Annotated in this window: 16 protein-coding genes and 1 tRNA gene; 7 read left to right on the top strand and 10 right to left on the bottom strand. The window is 70.5% G+C overall.

Annotated elements, in window-relative coordinates:
• The first annotated feature begins 8 nt into the window (after window positions 1-8).
• Entirely contained in the window at window positions 9-1,193 is a 1,185-nt protein-coding gene (locus AC6CCG_RS18245) for an MFS transporter (RefSeq protein ID WP_496656017.1), read from the top strand.
• On the opposite strand, the gene AC6CCG_RS18240 is transcribed toward AC6CCG_RS18245, so the two are convergent.
• The 4 genes from AC6CCG_RS18240 to AC6CCG_RS18225 all read right to left on the bottom strand — a co-directional run bounded on the left by AC6CCG_RS18240 (window position 1,179) and on the right by AC6CCG_RS18225 (window position 3,494).
• Window positions 1,179-1,991, bottom strand: a complete 813-nt coding sequence (locus tag AC6CCG_RS18240) for a helix-turn-helix domain-containing protein (protein WP_496656016.1) — start codon at window positions 1,989-1,991, stop codon at window positions 1,179-1,181. The genes AC6CCG_RS18245 and AC6CCG_RS18240 overlap by 15 nt on opposite strands.
• Window positions 1,992-2,200: 209 nt before the next feature.
• A complete protein-coding gene (locus AC6CCG_RS18235) occupies window positions 2,201-2,608 on the bottom strand; it encodes an NUDIX domain-containing protein (protein ID WP_496656015.1) in 408 nt (135 codons plus the stop codon).
• A gap of 31 nt (window positions 2,609-2,639) precedes the next feature.
• On the bottom strand, window positions 2,640-3,071 hold the full coding sequence (locus AC6CCG_RS18230; RefSeq protein WP_496656014.1) for a hypothetical protein: 432 nt from the start codon (window positions 3,069-3,071) through the stop codon (window positions 2,640-2,642).
• A gap of 39 nt (window positions 3,072-3,110) precedes the next feature.
• Complete coding sequence (locus AC6CCG_RS18225) at window positions 3,111-3,494, bottom strand: VOC family protein (RefSeq protein ID WP_496656013.1); 384 nt, start codon at window positions 3,492-3,494, stop codon at window positions 3,111-3,113.
• Between the two features lie 32 nt (window positions 3,495-3,526).
• Here AC6CCG_RS18225 and AC6CCG_RS18220 point away from each other — a divergent pair, with 32 nt between their 5' ends.
• Together AC6CCG_RS18220 and AC6CCG_RS18215 are read left to right on the top strand one after the other, a co-directional pair.
• Complete coding sequence (locus tag AC6CCG_RS18220) at window positions 3,527-3,991, top strand: NUDIX domain-containing protein (protein WP_496656012.1); 465 nt, start codon at window positions 3,527-3,529, stop codon at window positions 3,989-3,991.
• Window positions 3,992-4,281: 290 nt separating this feature from the next.
• On the top strand, window positions 4,282-4,773 hold the full coding sequence (locus AC6CCG_RS18215) for a hypothetical protein (protein ID WP_496656011.1): 492 nt from the start codon (window positions 4,282-4,284) through the stop codon (window positions 4,771-4,773).
• On the opposite strand, the gene AC6CCG_RS18210 is transcribed toward AC6CCG_RS18215, so the two are convergent.
• Window positions 4,755-4,828: transfer RNA gene (locus AC6CCG_RS18210), tRNA-Pro, on the bottom strand. The two genes, AC6CCG_RS18215 and AC6CCG_RS18210, sit on opposite strands and share 19 nt — an antisense overlap.
• 107 nt (window positions 4,829-4,935) lie before the next feature.
• Here AC6CCG_RS18210 and AC6CCG_RS18205 point away from each other — a divergent pair.
• Complete coding sequence (locus tag AC6CCG_RS18205) at window positions 4,936-5,361, top strand: DUF5655 domain-containing protein (protein WP_496656010.1); 426 nt, start codon at window positions 4,936-4,938, stop codon at window positions 5,359-5,361.
• Window positions 5,362-5,482: 121 nt separating this feature from the next.
• Entirely contained in the window at window positions 5,483-6,790 is a 1,308-nt protein-coding gene (locus AC6CCG_RS18200) for an acyltransferase family protein (protein ID WP_496656009.1), read from the top strand.
• On the opposite strand, the gene AC6CCG_RS18195 is transcribed toward AC6CCG_RS18200, so the two are convergent.
• From AC6CCG_RS18195 to AC6CCG_RS18180, 4 genes are all read right to left on the bottom strand, one after another.
• A complete protein-coding gene (locus tag AC6CCG_RS18195; RefSeq protein WP_496656008.1) occupies window positions 6,774-7,442 on the bottom strand; it encodes a response regulator in 669 nt (222 codons plus the stop codon). The genes AC6CCG_RS18200 and AC6CCG_RS18195 overlap by 17 nt on opposite strands.
• On the bottom strand, window positions 7,442-8,791 hold the full coding sequence (gene der / locus AC6CCG_RS18190) for a ribosome biogenesis GTPase Der (protein WP_496656007.1): 1,350 nt from the start codon (window positions 8,789-8,791) through the stop codon (window positions 7,442-7,444). Before der ends, AC6CCG_RS18195 begins: the two co-directional genes overlap by 1 nt.
• 65 nt (window positions 8,792-8,856) lie before the next feature.
• Window positions 8,857-9,537 (bottom strand): (d)CMP kinase, encoded by a 681-nt coding sequence (gene cmk, locus AC6CCG_RS18185; RefSeq protein WP_496656006.1) that lies wholly within the window; start codon window positions 9,535-9,537, stop codon window positions 8,857-8,859.
• 47 nt (window positions 9,538-9,584) lie between these two features.
• Entirely contained in the window at window positions 9,585-10,448 is an 864-nt protein-coding gene (locus tag AC6CCG_RS18180; RefSeq protein ID WP_496656005.1) for a phytanoyl-CoA dioxygenase family protein, read from the bottom strand.
• Between the two features lie 152 nt (window positions 10,449-10,600).
• On the opposite strand from AC6CCG_RS18180, the gene AC6CCG_RS18175 reads away from it, so the two are divergent.
• A complete protein-coding gene (locus AC6CCG_RS18175; RefSeq protein WP_496656004.1) occupies window positions 10,601-11,581 on the top strand; it encodes an NAD(P)-dependent alcohol dehydrogenase in 981 nt (326 codons plus the stop codon).
• A 17-nt stretch (window positions 11,582-11,598) separates the two neighbouring features.
• Here the strand turns inward: AC6CCG_RS18175 and AC6CCG_RS18170 are convergent, their stop codons facing one another.
• Window positions 11,599-12,708, bottom strand: coding sequence for a DUF5005 domain-containing protein (locus AC6CCG_RS18170; protein WP_496656003.1), 1,110 nt, complete (start codon window positions 12,706-12,708; stop codon window positions 11,599-11,601).
• Between the two features lie 123 nt (window positions 12,709-12,831).
• On the opposite strand from AC6CCG_RS18170, the gene AC6CCG_RS18165 reads away from it, so the two are divergent.
• Window positions 12,832-13,869 (top strand): LacI family DNA-binding transcriptional regulator, encoded by a 1,038-nt coding sequence (locus AC6CCG_RS18165; protein WP_496656002.1) that lies wholly within the window; start codon window positions 12,832-12,834, stop codon window positions 13,867-13,869.
• The last annotated feature ends 402 nt before the right edge of the window (window positions 13,870-14,271 follow it).

The following is a 14,271-nucleotide window of genomic DNA, read 5'->3' as shown; positions in this document are numbered from 1 at the left end:
ATGGAGCCGTGACCACTCAGTGCGAGCCGCCGTCCGCCGGCCAGCAGACCGCCGCCCTCGACCGACCGCTCGCGACCTGGGCGCCGATCATCGCACTCGCGGTGGGCATCGCGATCTTGGTCGCCAGCGAGTTCCTGCCGGCCAGTGTGCTGCCGGCGATGGCTGCCGACCTCGGGGTCAGCGAGGGGGTCGCCGGTCTGGCGGTGGCCGCGACCGCGCTGGCCGGTGCGCTGACCGCGCCGACGATCGCCGTGATCCTGCCGCGGACCGACCGAAGGATCGTCCTGATCGGACTGCTGGTGGCAGCCGTGCTGTCCAACCTCGTCGTCGCCGTCGCTCCGTCGTTCGTCGTCCTGCTGATCGGCCGGCTCATCCTCGGGGCGGCGATCGCGGGCTACTGGTCGTTCGCGTTCGGGGCCGGGACCTCCGCCGTGCCCGGCCGGGATCACGTGGTCTCGGCGTCGCTCTCGGTCGGCGTCAGCGTGGCCACCATCGTTGCCGTACCGCTGGCATCGGCGGCCGGCGACGTGGCCGGCTGGCGGGTCGTCTTCCTGGTCGCGGCCGGGTTCGCGGCCGTCGCCACGGTGATCGTGTTCTTCACACTGCCCTCCGTCACCCCGCATCCGTCGGCCGGACTGGCCATGCTCCGCCGGGCGCTGGCAAACCGCCGTCTGCTCGCCGGGGTCGGCTGCATCGTGCTCGTCGCCTTCGGCAACTTCGCCGCGTACCCGTACATCAGGCTGGCGATCGAACGGATCGTGCCCGGTGGCGGCTGGTGGCTGCTGCTCGTCTGGGGCGTCGGCGGCCTGGCCGGCAACCTCGCCGCAGGTGCGTTGACCCGGCGGCTCCGGGTCGCGGTCGTCGCGGCCCCGGTGCTGCTCGGCCTCGGGCTGCTGCTGACCATGATCGCCTCCGGGCCGGTCGTCCTGATCGTCGGCGTGGTGCTCTGGGGCGTCGGGTTCAACATGGTGCCGGTGGCGACGCAGCTGTGGGTGACCCGGGTGGAGCCGGAGCGCGCCGAGTCCGCGTTGTCGCTGCAGGTGACCGCGTTCCAGGTCGCGATCACGCTCGGCTCGGCAGTCGGCGGCGCCGTGCTCGACCGTTCGTCGGTCGGCGTGGTGCTGCTCGTCGGCGCCGGGCTCGCGTTCGCGAGCGGGATCGGCTTCGTCCTGCTGCGGTCAGCCCGGGTCTGACGGGGACCGCCAGGATCGCGGCGCGGCGCCGTGCTGGGCGGCGAAGGCCCGACTGAACGCGGCCGTCGATCCGTATCCGACGGCGTGGGCGATCTGCTCGATCGGCCGGTCCGCCTCGGCGAGCAGGCGGCGCGCGTGCAGCATCCGTACCTCACGCAGGGCTTGCACCGGGCTGCGGCCGAGGGCCCTCCGGAACCGGTCGTTGAGCGCCGACCGGGACAGATGCACCAGGCCCGCCATCCGCTCCACGGTCCAATCCGCGCCGGGCTGCTCGGCCAGCGCCGCCAGCACCGCGGCGACGGCCGGATCCTGGTCGGTCCCGGAGCCACGCGGCTCGTCCTCCTCCCAGGAGGCCAACATGGAGGCACCGATCAGCCCGCCATAGCTCGACGCGAACGCCGACGGCCGGCACTCCCGCCCGAGCGGGCAACTCCGGACCAGCTCGGCCACGCCGTAGTGCCGGCTCGCGAAGTCCCGCACCAGCAACGGGCTCGGCACCGGGAACGGCGGCACCACCAACCGCAGATCCGCCGTCGCCACCCTCGCCCCGTCCTCGGTCAGCAGCCGATGCGGCGTGAGCGCGTCGAGCAGAACCGCATCGCCGGCGTCGAGGTGTGTGCGGTCGCCGGTGGTCTCGAGCGTCACCCTCCCGTCCAGCACCAACGCCCAGACCGCTCCGGCCTCCGACTCGAGCGGCTGTTCCGGGGTGAGCGCCCGGTGGCGCAGCCGGACCAGTTCCCAGGCGGGCTGGTGCGCCGGGACGACGGGCACGGAGGCGGTCAGGGCAGCGTCGATCACCCTCCCTGCAGCGCCCAAGGACCGACGGCTATTCCGACCGGCCGGCGGACCGATCTTCTTCAGGTAGCCGGCGAGGACGATCAGCTCCACGTCGTGCTCTGCCAAGCACGTCCGCCATGGCGAGGTCGCGTGCCCCGTCCTCGGGACGGGTACGAGTGCTCAGCTGGACCGTCGGGACGCCGTATCCGAGCCGATCAGCGCCAGCCGCTTCACGCCGCTTCGATCGCCGCGACCGCGAGATCGAAGCTGCGGAGCTGACGTTCGGGGCGGCAGCGGCGGCGCGCCTCGTCGACCTCGACCCACTCGAAGCCCTTGTGCTCCAGCGGATCCAGCTGGATCGGAGTCCCCCACGGGACGCGCAGCCGGAACACGGCCCAGTCGATGTCCTCGGTGATCACCGGAATCGGCTCGGCCCGGATCCCGGTCTCCTCGAACAGTTCCCGCGCCGCGCACTCCGCGATGTCCTCGCCCGGCTCGAGGCAACCTGACGGCGAGCCCCACGCCCAGTCGCCCTCGTCGGCCGTCTCGGCGCTGTGCAGGAGCAGGTAGCGCAGGCCCTCGGGCGAATCGCTGATCACCGCGGTCATCGCGCCGCCCGGCTTCCGTACCCCGCTCATGAGGTCAGCATCTCAGGAGCGAACCCGGGGACTAGCGACCACGTCGACGCACGGCAGTGAAGCAGTAGCTCGTGTGGTGCCCTTCGCCACTGACGCAGTAGCCGTCGACGAGATCACGATCGCCGATCGGCTCGGACAATAGGAGCCGAACCCGTACCGGTGGGTTACCCGGACAGGTTGCCTCCTTGAGGTTCAGCGCTTCCACGTCCGTCTCGATCACGATCCGCGTCGGCTCGTACGTCACCTTCGGCTCGAGGACCTTGCCGGTGACACCGCTGGAGCAGTCGACGCGGGTCACGCCAAGGTGAAGGACCGTCGTACCTGCGGTCACCGAGTCCGGATCGAGCAACTCCCAGGTCCCCGGCTCGCCTCCCTCAGCCGGTGGTTCATCGGCGATGGCGCAGCCGCCGAGGACGACCAGGGCCGTTCCGGCGAGGACGGCCGCCGTCCAGGCCCGCTTCATGCGACGAGTCTGCCACCGGGCGCAGCGTTGCGGGCGGGTTCAGCCGGGCCCGGGAACCTCGGTCCACAACCCGAACGAGACGCCGGTCGGGTCTCGATACGCCCCGAACCAGCGGTCGTCTCCGCCGAGCGCGATCCGGAACCGTTCTACCTCGCCGCCGAGCTGGACCACCCGCTCGAGTGCAGCCTCAAGATCATCGACGGCCAGGTAGACCCGCGTCCCGACGGCCGGCGCCGGTGCAGACCGGGCGGCGCGCTGCAGGCCGCCGATGCCACGGTCCCCGTGCCGGATGATCCAGTAGTCGGCACCCAGGTCGGTGTCACCGAACGCCGGCTCGAACGACCATCCGGACAACGCGGCGTGGAACCGCTGGAACCGTTCCGGGTCAGCCGTCTCGATCTCCCACCACACGATGCCCGCCATGCCCGTCACGCTACCGGTCGGTGCCGGGCTCCATGATCATCGTGGCGGCCGCCCACTACGATGCCCGCATGCCTGCCCCGATCCCCATCGCCACCGCGGCACTGGTGCGCGACGGACGGATCCTGCTCGTCCACCGGCACCCGGACCGCCGCTGGTATCCCGACTGCTGGGACCTGGTCGGCGGCCACATCGAGGCTGGCGAGACCGCGGAGCAAGCCGTGATCCGTGAGTGCCTGGAGGAACTCCCCATCCGCGTCCGCGACCCGCGACCGGTTCCGATGGCGTTCTCCGACCCCACGATCGAACTGCATGCCTTCGTGGTCGAGCGCTGGGACGGGGAGCCGGTCAATGCTGCGCCCGACGAACACGACCAACTCGCGTGGTTCGGACCCGCCGACGTCGCTGAACTCGAACTGGCCGACCCAGCCAGCCTGCCGGACATCCTGAAACTGTTCCGGCTCGCACAGGACCCTGCAGCACTCCGGCCAGACCTCTGAAACGCCGAGGGAGGCTCAGCGCGTCAGCCTCGCCCGGTACGCGCGACCGATCGTCATCACGGCCAGGCACAGGATCACCGCGCAGGCGCAGACGATCGTCACGGCCGGATGGGTGGGGGTCAGCACGCAGACGACCAGCACCCCGATCGGAAGGCACGTTGGATCCGCCGTCCCGAGTCGGCCGTTGCACAGCTGAACTACGATCGAGGGGTTACCTGGCGTCGGGGGGGGGATCGATGAGGATTCCGAGGTGTTTCGCGGCTGTGCTTCCGGCCGCTCTGGTGCTCTTGATGGCGACAGCCTGCACCGGGTCCGGGGATGCGGGCCTCTCCGGCGATGAGAAGGTTGGGTTCACCGGCAGCAACCCGAAGGTTCTGTTGCTCACCGCCCCGTACGGTCCCGCCGATGACTTCGAAGGGATCGACTGGACCGGCAAGCTCCGCTACGTCGAGAGCTGCGATTGCATCCTGCTCGAGGAGGACGATACGGAGCGCGTCCTGACCTTCATCACCTGGCCCGACGGGACCCGCGGGTATGTCGAGGGCGCTCTGCGGGGCGTCCAGCCTCCCGATGGGCGCAAGCTCGAGCAGGATCAGGTGGTGAGGGCAGCGGCTGGCGAGACACGTTCGACGGGCCGCCGCCGACGACTCTCCCCCCACCGGATCGCACCAGATCCGACTGCCTTCTGGTCGCATCGGTCCGATGAAGGGGAACTGCACCACGGGCACCCGATCGTGCCCAGCGGAACGTCGATCATGCGATGTCGGGCTGACAGGATTTGAACCTGCGACCCCTTGACCCCCAGTCAAGTGCGCTACCAAACTGCGCCACAGCCCGTTCGCCCCGGTCCGAGGATCAGGGCAACAGCGGGAACTCTACTATGCGCGCGGCGTCCGGCCCAACGCGGTTCCCGGTCCGCGTGGCGGTGACCGAGAATGGGCGGCATGGCTCGGTGGATCTGTCCCCGGTGTGACCGCGAGTTCGCGGCGACCGGGCAGGGGCACAGCTGCGTGCCGGGGTCGACGGTCGCGGAGTCGCTGGCGCCGGCGGCGCCGTGGATGCGGGACTGCTACACCATGATCATCGATGAGGTACGGCAGCACGGGCCGGTGCACGAGGACGCGGTGCGGGTCGGTGTGTTCTTGAAGACCGACCGTAAGCTGGCGGAATTCCGGCCTCGGGCGCGAACGGTGCAGCTGATCTTGTATCTGCCGGGCCGGGTCGAGCACCCGAAATTGATCTCCGCACCGGACCCTTCGGCGGTCCGCGTGGTGCACTACTTCACGCTCCGGTCGGCCGCGGATCTCGACGACGAACTGCTCGCGCTCGTCGGTGTCGCGTACGACTTCGCGTCCGAGGGTTCCGGTTAGCCCCAGCAGCTGGTGCTGTTAGCCCCAGCGCCGGGTGCTGGAGGGATCTCCAACTACTCCGGTACGGCCTCGAAGACCGCTCCGCCGGGTGACGTCACAGCGGTCCCGCGTTCCTAGGGTCATGATCATGAACAATGATCATGGACCGCACTCCCCCACGCTGGTCGGCCGCGACCCGGTGATCGACCTGGTTCGCGCCGGGTGTCTGATCATCGTGGTCGCGCTGCATGCGTTCATGGCCGGGATCTCCGTCGACGGTGGGCAGCTCGCGGTGTTCGACGCGACGCACGGCCAGTCCTGGTTCGCCGTCCTCACCTGGCTGGTCCAGATCATGCCTCTGTTCTTCCTGGCCGGCGGCTTCGCCAGCCTCACCCACTGGCGCCGGCTCCGGGCCCGCGGCGCCACGCCGGCCGCCTACGTTCACGTGCGGCTGGTTCGATTGGCCAGGCCGGCGGTGATCACGTTCGGCACCATCGCGGCCGGATTCGGGCTGGCCTCACTGCTCGGCGTCCCGGGCGACCTGCTGGCCCAGGTGGGCTACCGGATGGGTCAGCCGATGTGGTTCCTCGGCGTCTATCTCGGCGTCACCGCCCTGGTGCCGATCATGGCCCGGCTGCACGAGACCGCGCCGCGCCGGACCCTGCTGACGCTCGCCGCGGGTGCCGTGTTGATCGATCTGGTCCGGTCCGCGACCGGGCTCGAGGCGATCGGGTTCCTCAACCTCGGCTTCGTCTGGCTCGCCGTGCAGCAGCTCGGGTTCGGCTACACCGACGGCTGGTTCCGCCGGATCGACCGGCGCCGACTTCCGGCGGCCGTCCTGCTCGGCGTCGCGGCCATGATCGTGATCGGTTGCGCCGGTGGCTACTCGCCCAACCTGATCGACAACCTGAACCCGCCGACCTGCCTGCTGCTGGTGCTCGGCGTCGTCCAGGCGCTCGCCCTCACTTTCGCCGAACGCGCCCTGCGCCGGCTCACTGCCCGTCCCGCCGTGGCGGCCGCCACCGACGCGATCAACGGCCGGGCGCTGACGATCTACCTCTGGCACATGGCGGTCCTGGTCTGCGTCGCCCTGGTCGGCCTCGCCGCCGGGCTGCCGTTCCCGGACCCGCTCAGCCCGGCCTGGTGGATCACCCGCGCCTACTGGCTGGCAGCGATCGCCCTGGTCATGATCATCGCGGCCCGGCTGCTCGGCCGGTTCGAGCACGCCGCTCGGCCCCGGGCCGATCACCCAGCCCGGTCCACGGCCCAGGTCCTCGGTGCCGTCCTGGTCGCGATCGCCGCCGTCGCGGCGGTCCTGATCGCCGGGTTCTCGGTCCTCTCGGCCACCGCGGCCGCGCTCGGTCTGGCCGGGTCGCTCCGGCTGGTCGGCGGCCCGGTGCACCGGCCCTCGATCCAGGCCGTCCGGCAACCGGTCAGCGTCCCGGCGTGACCAGCCCGGACTCGTACGCGGCGACGACCAGCTGGGCCCGGTCCCGCAGGCCCAGCTTGGTCAGCATGCGGGAGACGTGCGTCTTCACCGTCTGCTCCGCGATCACCAGCGTGGCGGCGATCTCGGCGTTCGACCGGCCGCGGGCGACTGCGGTCAGCACCTCCCGCTCCCGGTCGGTGAGCCGGCTCAGCGTCTCCCGGTTCGGCGCCGACGGTCCGCCCGCGGCGGCGAACTGCTCGATCAGCCGGCGGGTGATGCCCGGAGCGAGCAGCGCGTCACCGGCGGCGATCACGGTGATCGCGTTGATCAGCTCGGCCGGCGGTGAATCCTTCAACAGGAAGCCGCTCGCGCCGGCCCGGAGCGCCTCGTACACGTAGTCGTCGCTGTCGTACGTGGTCAAGATCAACACCCGCGACGACGAGTCGCGGACCACCTGGCGGGTCGCCTCGATCCCGTTCATGATCGGCATGCTGACGTCCATCAGCACGACGTCGGGGCGCAGTTCCGCGGCCAGCCGGACGCAGTCGGCACCGTTCTCGGCCTGTCCGACGATCTCGAAGCCCGGCTGCTCGGTGAGCAGGGCCACGAAGCCGGCCCGGACCATCGCATGATCATCGGCGATGATCAGCGAGATGCTGCCGTCGTCGGCCATCAGCGGGTACGGCCGCGCCGCTCCCGGGCTCGCACCTGGACGTGCACCGGCGAGCCGACGAAGCCGAACTCCTCACGCAGCCGGCGCTCCACGAAGCGCAGATAGCTGTCGTCGAGCTGGCCGGAGGTGAACAGGATGAAGGTCGGCGGGGCGGACTTGGCCTGGGTCCCGAACAGGATCCGCGGTTGCTTGCCGCCCCGGACCGGATGCGGGTGCGCCGCCACCAGCCGACCCAGGAAGCCGTTCAGCTTCGCCGTCGGGATCCGGGTTTCCCAACCCCGCAAGGCCTCCTCGATCGCCGGGCCGAGCCGGTCGACGCTGCGCCCGGTCTGCGCGGAGATGTTGATCTTGCTGGCCCAGCCGAACTGGATCAGGTCGCGCTCGATCTCGCGTTCCAGGTAGCGACGCCGTTCGTCGTCGGTCAGGTCCCACTTGTTGAACGCGATCACCAGCGCCCGGCCGGACTCCTCGGCGTTGGACAGGATCCGCAGATCCTGCTCGCTGACCGGCTGGCTGGCATCGATCAGCGCGACGCACACCTCGGCCCGCTCGATCGCGCCCTGGGTACGCAGGCTGGCGTAGTACTCGTGCCCGGTCGCCTCCTTGACCCGGCGCCGGATCCCGGCCGTGTCGATGAAGCGGTACGTGACACCGGCCAGACTGACCAGCTCGTCGACCGGGTCGACCGTGGTGCCCGCGACGTCGTCGACCACCGACCGGTCCGACCCGGCGATCCGGTTCAGCAGACTCGACTTGCCCACGTTCGGCTTGCCGATCAACGCCACCCGGCGCGGTCCGCCGACCTCGGCACCGGTGTCCTCCGGCGCTTCCGGCAGCAGCTTCAGCACGGCATCGAGCAGATCGCCGGAACCGCGGCCGTGCAGGGCCGACACCGGATGCGGTTCGCCGAGCCCGAGGTTCCACATGCTCGCGGCCTCGCCCTCGGTGCGCAGGTCGTCGACCTTGTTGGCCGCGAGCAGCACCGGCTTCTTGCTCCGGCGCAGCACCCGTACCACCGCTTCGTCGTCGTCCGTCGTGCCGACGGTCGCATCCACGACGAACAGCACCGCGTCCGCCGTGGCGACCGCCAGTTCGGCCTGCTCGGTGATCCGGGCCGCCATCCCCGCGGCGTCCGGGGCCCAGCCGCCGGTGTCGACCAGGACGAACTTCCGCCCGTTCCAGTCGGCGTCGTAGAAGATCCGGTCCCGGGTCACGCCCGGTACGTCCTGGACCACGGCCTCACGGCGCCCGAGGATCCGGTTCACCAGGGTCGACTTGCCCACATTGGGGCGGCCGACGACGGCGACGACCGGTACCGCCGGGGCAGGGTCGGCAGCAGTTTCGGTCATCGGTGTTTCCTTCGTGTGTTGGATTTCAGGCCCTTCGACCAGGTCGGAGGGCGTCCCGTTCCTGATCAGGAGCCGGCGTGTTGCGGCACCAGACCGCAGATCACGTCGATGACCTGTTCGAGGTTGAGGTCGGTCGAGTCGACCACGGTCACGCCGGGCGCCGCGTCGGTGAACTGGGCGACGGTCGAGTCGTCCCGGTCCCGCCGGATCACCTGGTCGGTCACCGCTTCATGATCAACGCGGTCGCCGAGTTCGGCCTGCCGCCGGGCCACCCGCGCGGCCGGGTCGGCCACCAGCAGCACTCGGACCGTGGCCTCCGGCGCGACGACGGTGGTGATGTCACGGCCCTCGACGACGATGCCCGGTTCGGCGGCGGCGATGATCGCCTGCTGGCGAGCGATCAGATCCTTGCGGACGGCCAGGTTGGTGGCCACGGAGCTGACCGCCTGCGACACCCGCGGGTCCCGGATGGCCGCCGTCACGTCGGTCCCGTCGACGGAGATCGTCGGCGCGGCGGGGTCGGTCGCGATCTCCAGGCGGGCGTTCGCAATCGTCCCGGCGACGGTGGCGGCGTCGGTCCGGTCCAGGCCGCGCTCGAGCGCCAGCCAGGTCACCGCCCGATACATCGCACCGGTGTCCAGGTAGGCCAGTCCGAGGCGTTGGGCCACCCCCCGGGACGTGCTCGACTTGCCGGACCCGCTCGGTCCGTCGATCGCGATCACCAGTCGTTCGGTTACCCCAGGCACGCCGACAGCGTACCGGGATTCCCGCGGCGCACCGCTTTCCGACCGGCTCAGCCTGTCGGTGCATCCTCTGGATACTCGTCCGTGACCTGCCGCGCGTCGCCCGGATGCCGAGGCCGGACCGGCTCCAGGATCCTGCGTTGCGGCCCGCTGACCCGGCGCAGCAGGTCCTCCGAGTAGCGGTAGCCGTGCCGCGTCGCCGCCCAGGACGGCCCGTACCGGTAGATCACCACCCGGCGTTCGCCGTCCGGGTTGGTCCGTGAACTCCCACCGTGGGTGATCCCGTCGCAGAACAGCAGGACGTCGCCGGCGTTCAGATGCACCTCGATGGCGCCCTCGACGTCGTCCATCGGCATCGGGTCGCGCCCGATCGACTGCGGGTGGGCGAAGTTGGACTTGTGGCTGCCCGGGATGACCATGGTGCCGCCGTCCCCGGGACCGATGTCGGTCAGCGCCATCAGCGCGTTCACCTGGCCGCACCGGAACACCCCGTTGAGGTAGCGGTACTGCCCGCGCATCGCGCCGTGGTAGCCGCCCGAGTGCAGATAGAAATAGCCGCCGCTGCGCCGGATCGACGCGAAGCACTCGTCGATGAACAGACCCTCGACGTAGGAATCGACCTCACCGGCATAGCGCCGCATGTACTCGATCCAGCTCGGGTGGTCGATCAGCGCCTCGAACGGCGGGCCCGCCTCCACGATGTTCTGCAACTCGTAGCCCTTGGCGTTGTCGCCGTCGTCGGACCGCTGCACGTTGCCCCACCAGCCCCACGGCTCCAGCTCGGCGGGAAAGGTGTCGAAGGCCTCGTTGAGCCGGGTGATCAACTCCGGCTCGATCGCGTCGCGCAAGATCAGATACCCGCGGAGGTCGAACAGGTAGTCGTCAAGATCACTGGGTTGTCGCGCCGTTGCCATGATTCCAGGCTGCGCCGGTTGCCGTACCGACGCCAGTACCCGGTCAGGATAACGAGACGTTCGCGGCGCCGACCGCCGCCGAACCACTTGACGTCCCTCATGGCGCACGGCAGCCTTGGCAGCAGGGGCTTACAACGTAAGTGGGGGGTGCGATGCAGGCCATCGTTCAGCACGAGTACGGATCACCGGACGTTCTGGCGCTGGCCGACGTCGAGACGCCGCGGCCGGCCGCAGGCGAGGTCCTGGTCCGGGTCCGGGCCGCGTCGGTCAACGCACGGGACTGGCACGTGCTGCGCGGCGATCCGTACATCGCACGCCCATCCGCGGACCTGGGCTGGCGCCGGCCGAACGTGACGATCCGCGGCACCGACTTCGCCGGTCGGGTCGAGGCGGTCGGTGCCGGCGTCACGGAAATCACGATCGGAGACGAGGTCTTCGGGGAGGCGCCGCGAGCCTTCGCGGAGTACGTGGCCGCGCCGCAGGATCTGGTCGCGGCGAAGCCGGCCAACCTCGGCTTCGCCGAAGCGGCAGCGCTGCCGCTGGCAGCGAACACGGCGCTGATGGGACTGCGTGACACCGCGAGGGTCGGGCCGGGGCACCAGGTCCTGATCAACGGCGCGGCCGGTGGGGTCGGCACCTTCGCGGTCCAGATCGCGAAGATCCTCGGCGCGACGGTGACGGCCGTCTGCAGTACGAGGAACGTCGAGTTGGTCGGCTCACTCGGTGCCGATGACGTCGTGGACTACACGGCCTCGGACTTCAGCCGTCTGGAACGGCGGTTCGACGTCCTCCTCGATCTCATCGGCAACCGGTCGCTGACCTCGCTGCGCCGCGTCCTCGTCCCGCGCGGCACGCTGGTCCTGTCCGGCGGCGGGTTGTACCGCGGCGGCAGCTTCTTCGGTCCGCTCGGCTTGATGATCCGCGGCCGACTGGCGGCCCGGTTCGTGCCGCAACGGGTGGCGCTGTTCGACGCGGTGCCCAGCCGGGCCAACCTGACGACCCTTCGCAAGTATGCCGAGGCCGGCCGGCTCACCCCGGTCCTGGACCGGACGTATCCGCTCGCGGCCGCCGCCGAAGCGATCCGCTACGTCGAGGGCGGACACGCCCGCGGCAAGGTCGTGATCACGGTGTGAGGCTCCGCCCAACCAGGTCAGGAGAAGGAGACGTTCACGTACCGCGGGCGGTAGAGCCGGGCGTCGGCGTAGAGGTCGTCGGACTCGAAGCTGTTCACGTTGTACGTGATCACCAGGGTTCCGCCACGGGTCAGTTGCGGATGGGCCTTCGCGTTGTACGTGAACACGTTGCCGCCGGTCTCGGGCGTGCTGTAGAGCTTGATCGGCTCGCCGAAGCCACCGGTCAGCGAACGGCTGCGGTACGCGACGATGTCGGCGCTCAGCGGCTGCCGTGCGTCGCCGGTGATCAACAACCAACGCCCCTGATGCCGACTGACGCTGAACTCGTTCGAGACGCCGGCCAGGATCCGGGCCGAGGCCGTCGGGTCGTCCGACCAGCCGTCGCCGGTGAAGTACTGCCACGGGTCCTTGATCAGCCGCCCGGGCCGGACCCGGGCCAGATGGGCGTACTTCTCGGCCTGCCGGTCCTCGACCCCGAAGACGTAGGTGTGGTCGGGCTGCTCCACGACCGCGGAGGCCCAGTGCAGCGGCAGATCGGGTGCCGGCTCCGGCAGCGGGGTGATCGTCTCGAGGCGGACCTCCGGCAACGAGAAGGAGGCGATCGCGGTGCGCTTGAACGCGAAGTCGAACGGGCCGTCGCCGGTCTTCTCGAACTCCAGCAGCAGGACGCGCAGCCGCCGGCCCTCCACCGTGCCGTCACCGAACCAGTACCAGGTCTTGGACTCGTCGGCGCCGGCCGGGGCGACCAGCGAGGCGGGCGCGTCGGGGGTGCCGCCGGTGATCGTGGTCAGGCGGTCGCGGTCCTGGAGGATGATCGAGTTGTGGATGAACGGGGAGTCGAGCGGCCGGGAGCCGTCCGGGTTGACGGTGCCGAGGAACGTGTCGGAGTAGAGCCAGGCGGTGCGCCCGTCGGGCAGCGGCACGCTGTAGGCCGAGTCGGCGCCGGTCCAGGCGCCGGCCGTGTCGGCGTAGTCGCCGAACAGGCGGGTCAGCCGCTCGTTGATCACGGCGGTCGGTTCACCGTCCTTCGGTACGGCTCCGGCGCTGCGCTGGCCCAGCGCGGCGAAGGCGGCCAGGCCTGCACCCGCCGCCAGCAGGGCCCGCCGGTGGATGGTCGGTCGCTCCATGATCAAAGTCCCCCTCGTCGTCGCCGTTCCACCCCACGAAACTCTTCTCCGCCGCTCCGCTCCCCCGAACAGTTTCGCGGGGACCCCGGAGTTGCCGATCCTGATGCGATAACGTTACCAACGATGAGCAGACCACGCCGGCCGGGGCCGGAAGGCAGACAGCCGACCATCAAACAGGTGGCCGAGCGGGCCGGCGTGAGCCCGATGACGGTGTCCCGGACCCTCGCCGGCGGCAGCGGCGTGCGCCCCGAGGTGCAGCAGCGAGTCCTGGAAGCCGTTCAGGAGTTGGGTTATCACCGCAACGAGAACGCCCGCAGCCTGCGGCCCGGGCATCGCAGCGGACTCATCGGCGTCGCGATCACCAACCTCGCGAACCCGTACTACGGCACCTTCGCCCTGGGGGTCGAGGAGGTTGCCGCGAGGTACGGGCGGCGGATCATCCTGGGCAACACCGGCGAGGACGCCGACCGGGAGACCCAGCTCGTCGCGGACTTCATCGGACGGCAGATCGAGGGCTTGATCATCGTCCCGTCGGCGAGCTCCGCCGACCACCTCGGATCCGACCGGATCGGCGACCTGCCAGCGGTTCTGGCCTCCCGTCGGGTGTACGGACTCGAGCTCGACACCGTGGTCCTGGACGACGTCGGCGGCGCCTACCGCGGCACCCGGCACCTCATCGATGCCGGGCACCAGCGGATCGGGTATCTCGGTAACGTTCTCTCCGTCTTCACCGGGCAGCGCCGTTTCTCCGGCTACGAACGCGCCCTGGCCGAGCAGGGGCTCGCCGTCGACCCGGAACTGGTCCAGCGCGGCCAGCAGGATGTCGAGTCGGCCGGCGCCGCCCTGGCCCGACTCCTCGATTCCGACAACCCGCCGACCGCGATCTTCAGCGCGAACAACCGGAACACGATCGGCGCCCTGTCCGAGATCGGCCGCCGGATCCGCGCCGGCGCCGACCCGGGCCAACTGCCGGCCCTGGTCGGCTTCGACGACTTCGAACTCGCCGACCTCTCCCCCGTGCCGCTCGCCGTGATCGCCCACGACCCGCACCAACTCGGCGCCGAGGCCGCCCGGCTGCTGTTCCACCGGATGGAGTCCACCGAGCCCGTACCGGCCCGGACGATCGAACTCCCCGTCACCCTCCGCATCATCCGCCCCTGACAAATCCGCCGACCGGTCACAAAAGCAGGCGTTTCGGCGGCGTGTCGCTGCAGAAATGACCGGTCGATTCAGGACGCGCGGAGTCGACATGAGGGACGGCAACCGGACAGGAGGGCATCGTGCAGACCCGTGATCGGCGAGCGGCCGGGCGCGTGCACCGCGTCGGGGCACCCGGCTGAGCCCTGGCCTCGATGCCGCCCGCCCTCCTTCCCGGCGCTCGCCGGAGTTCATCCGGCGCCCCTGCCGCCCACACCATGTCGGTCGGGTTGTCACGCTCGACGGCGGCCGCGAGGGATCCGACTGCATCTCAGGCCGAAGACCGGGCGCCCTGCCCACCAGGGGCGTGCGGTACCCACTCCGACGTTCACCGGGCCAGATGACCGCTGTCCAGTGGACAGTTTG

It is taken from the genome of Microlunatus sp. YIM B11417 (assembly GCF_059617205.1).
This window is presented reverse-complemented; position numbering and strand designations above follow the sequence as displayed.

Bases quoted from the DNA above. Each gene is read 5' to 3' on its own strand.
- AC6CCG_RS18205 (WP_496656010.1), top strand. From the start codon at position 4,936: ATGGCTCGGTGGATCTGTCCCCGGTGTGACCGCGAGTTCGCGGCGACC.
- AC6CCG_RS18175 (WP_496656004.1), top strand. From the start codon at position 10,601: ATGCAGGCCATCGTTCAGCACGAGTACGGATCACCGGACGTTCTGGCG.
- AC6CCG_RS18165 (WP_496656002.1), top strand. From the start codon at position 12,832: ATGAGCAGACCACGCCGGCCGGGGCCGGAAGGCAGACAGCCGACCATC.
- AC6CCG_RS18230 (WP_496656014.1), bottom strand. From the start codon at position 3,071: ATGAAGCGGGCCTGGACGGCGGCCGTCCTCGCCGGAACGGCCCTGGTC.
- AC6CCG_RS18195 (WP_496656008.1), bottom strand. From the start codon at position 7,442: ATGGCCGACGACGGCAGCATCTCGCTGATCATCGCCGATGATCATGCG.
- AC6CCG_RS18215 (WP_496656011.1), top strand. From the start codon at position 4,282: ATGGCGACAGCCTGCACCGGGTCCGGGGATGCGGGCCTCTCCGGCGAT.
- AC6CCG_RS18235 (WP_496656015.1), bottom strand. From the start codon at position 2,608: ATGAGCGGGGTACGGAAGCCGGGCGGCGCGATGACCGCGGTGATCAGC.
- der (WP_496656007.1), bottom strand. From the start codon at position 8,791: ATGACCGAAACTGCTGCCGACCCTGCCCCGGCGGTACCGGTCGTCGCC.
- AC6CCG_RS18200 (WP_496656009.1), top strand. From the start codon at position 5,483: ATGATCATGAACAATGATCATGGACCGCACTCCCCCACGCTGGTCGGC.
- AC6CCG_RS18220 (WP_496656012.1), top strand. From the start codon at position 3,527: ATGATCATCGTGGCGGCCGCCCACTACGATGCCCGCATGCCTGCCCCG.
- AC6CCG_RS18180 (WP_496656005.1), bottom strand. From the start codon at position 10,448: ATGGCAACGGCGCGACAACCCAGTGATCTTGACGACTACCTGTTCGAC.
- AC6CCG_RS18225 (WP_496656013.1), bottom strand. From the start codon at position 3,494: ATGGCGGGCATCGTGTGGTGGGAGATCGAGACGGCTGACCCGGAACGG.
- AC6CCG_RS18170 (WP_496656003.1), bottom strand. From the start codon at position 12,708: ATGGAGCGACCGACCATCCACCGGCGGGCCCTGCTGGCGGCGGGTGCA.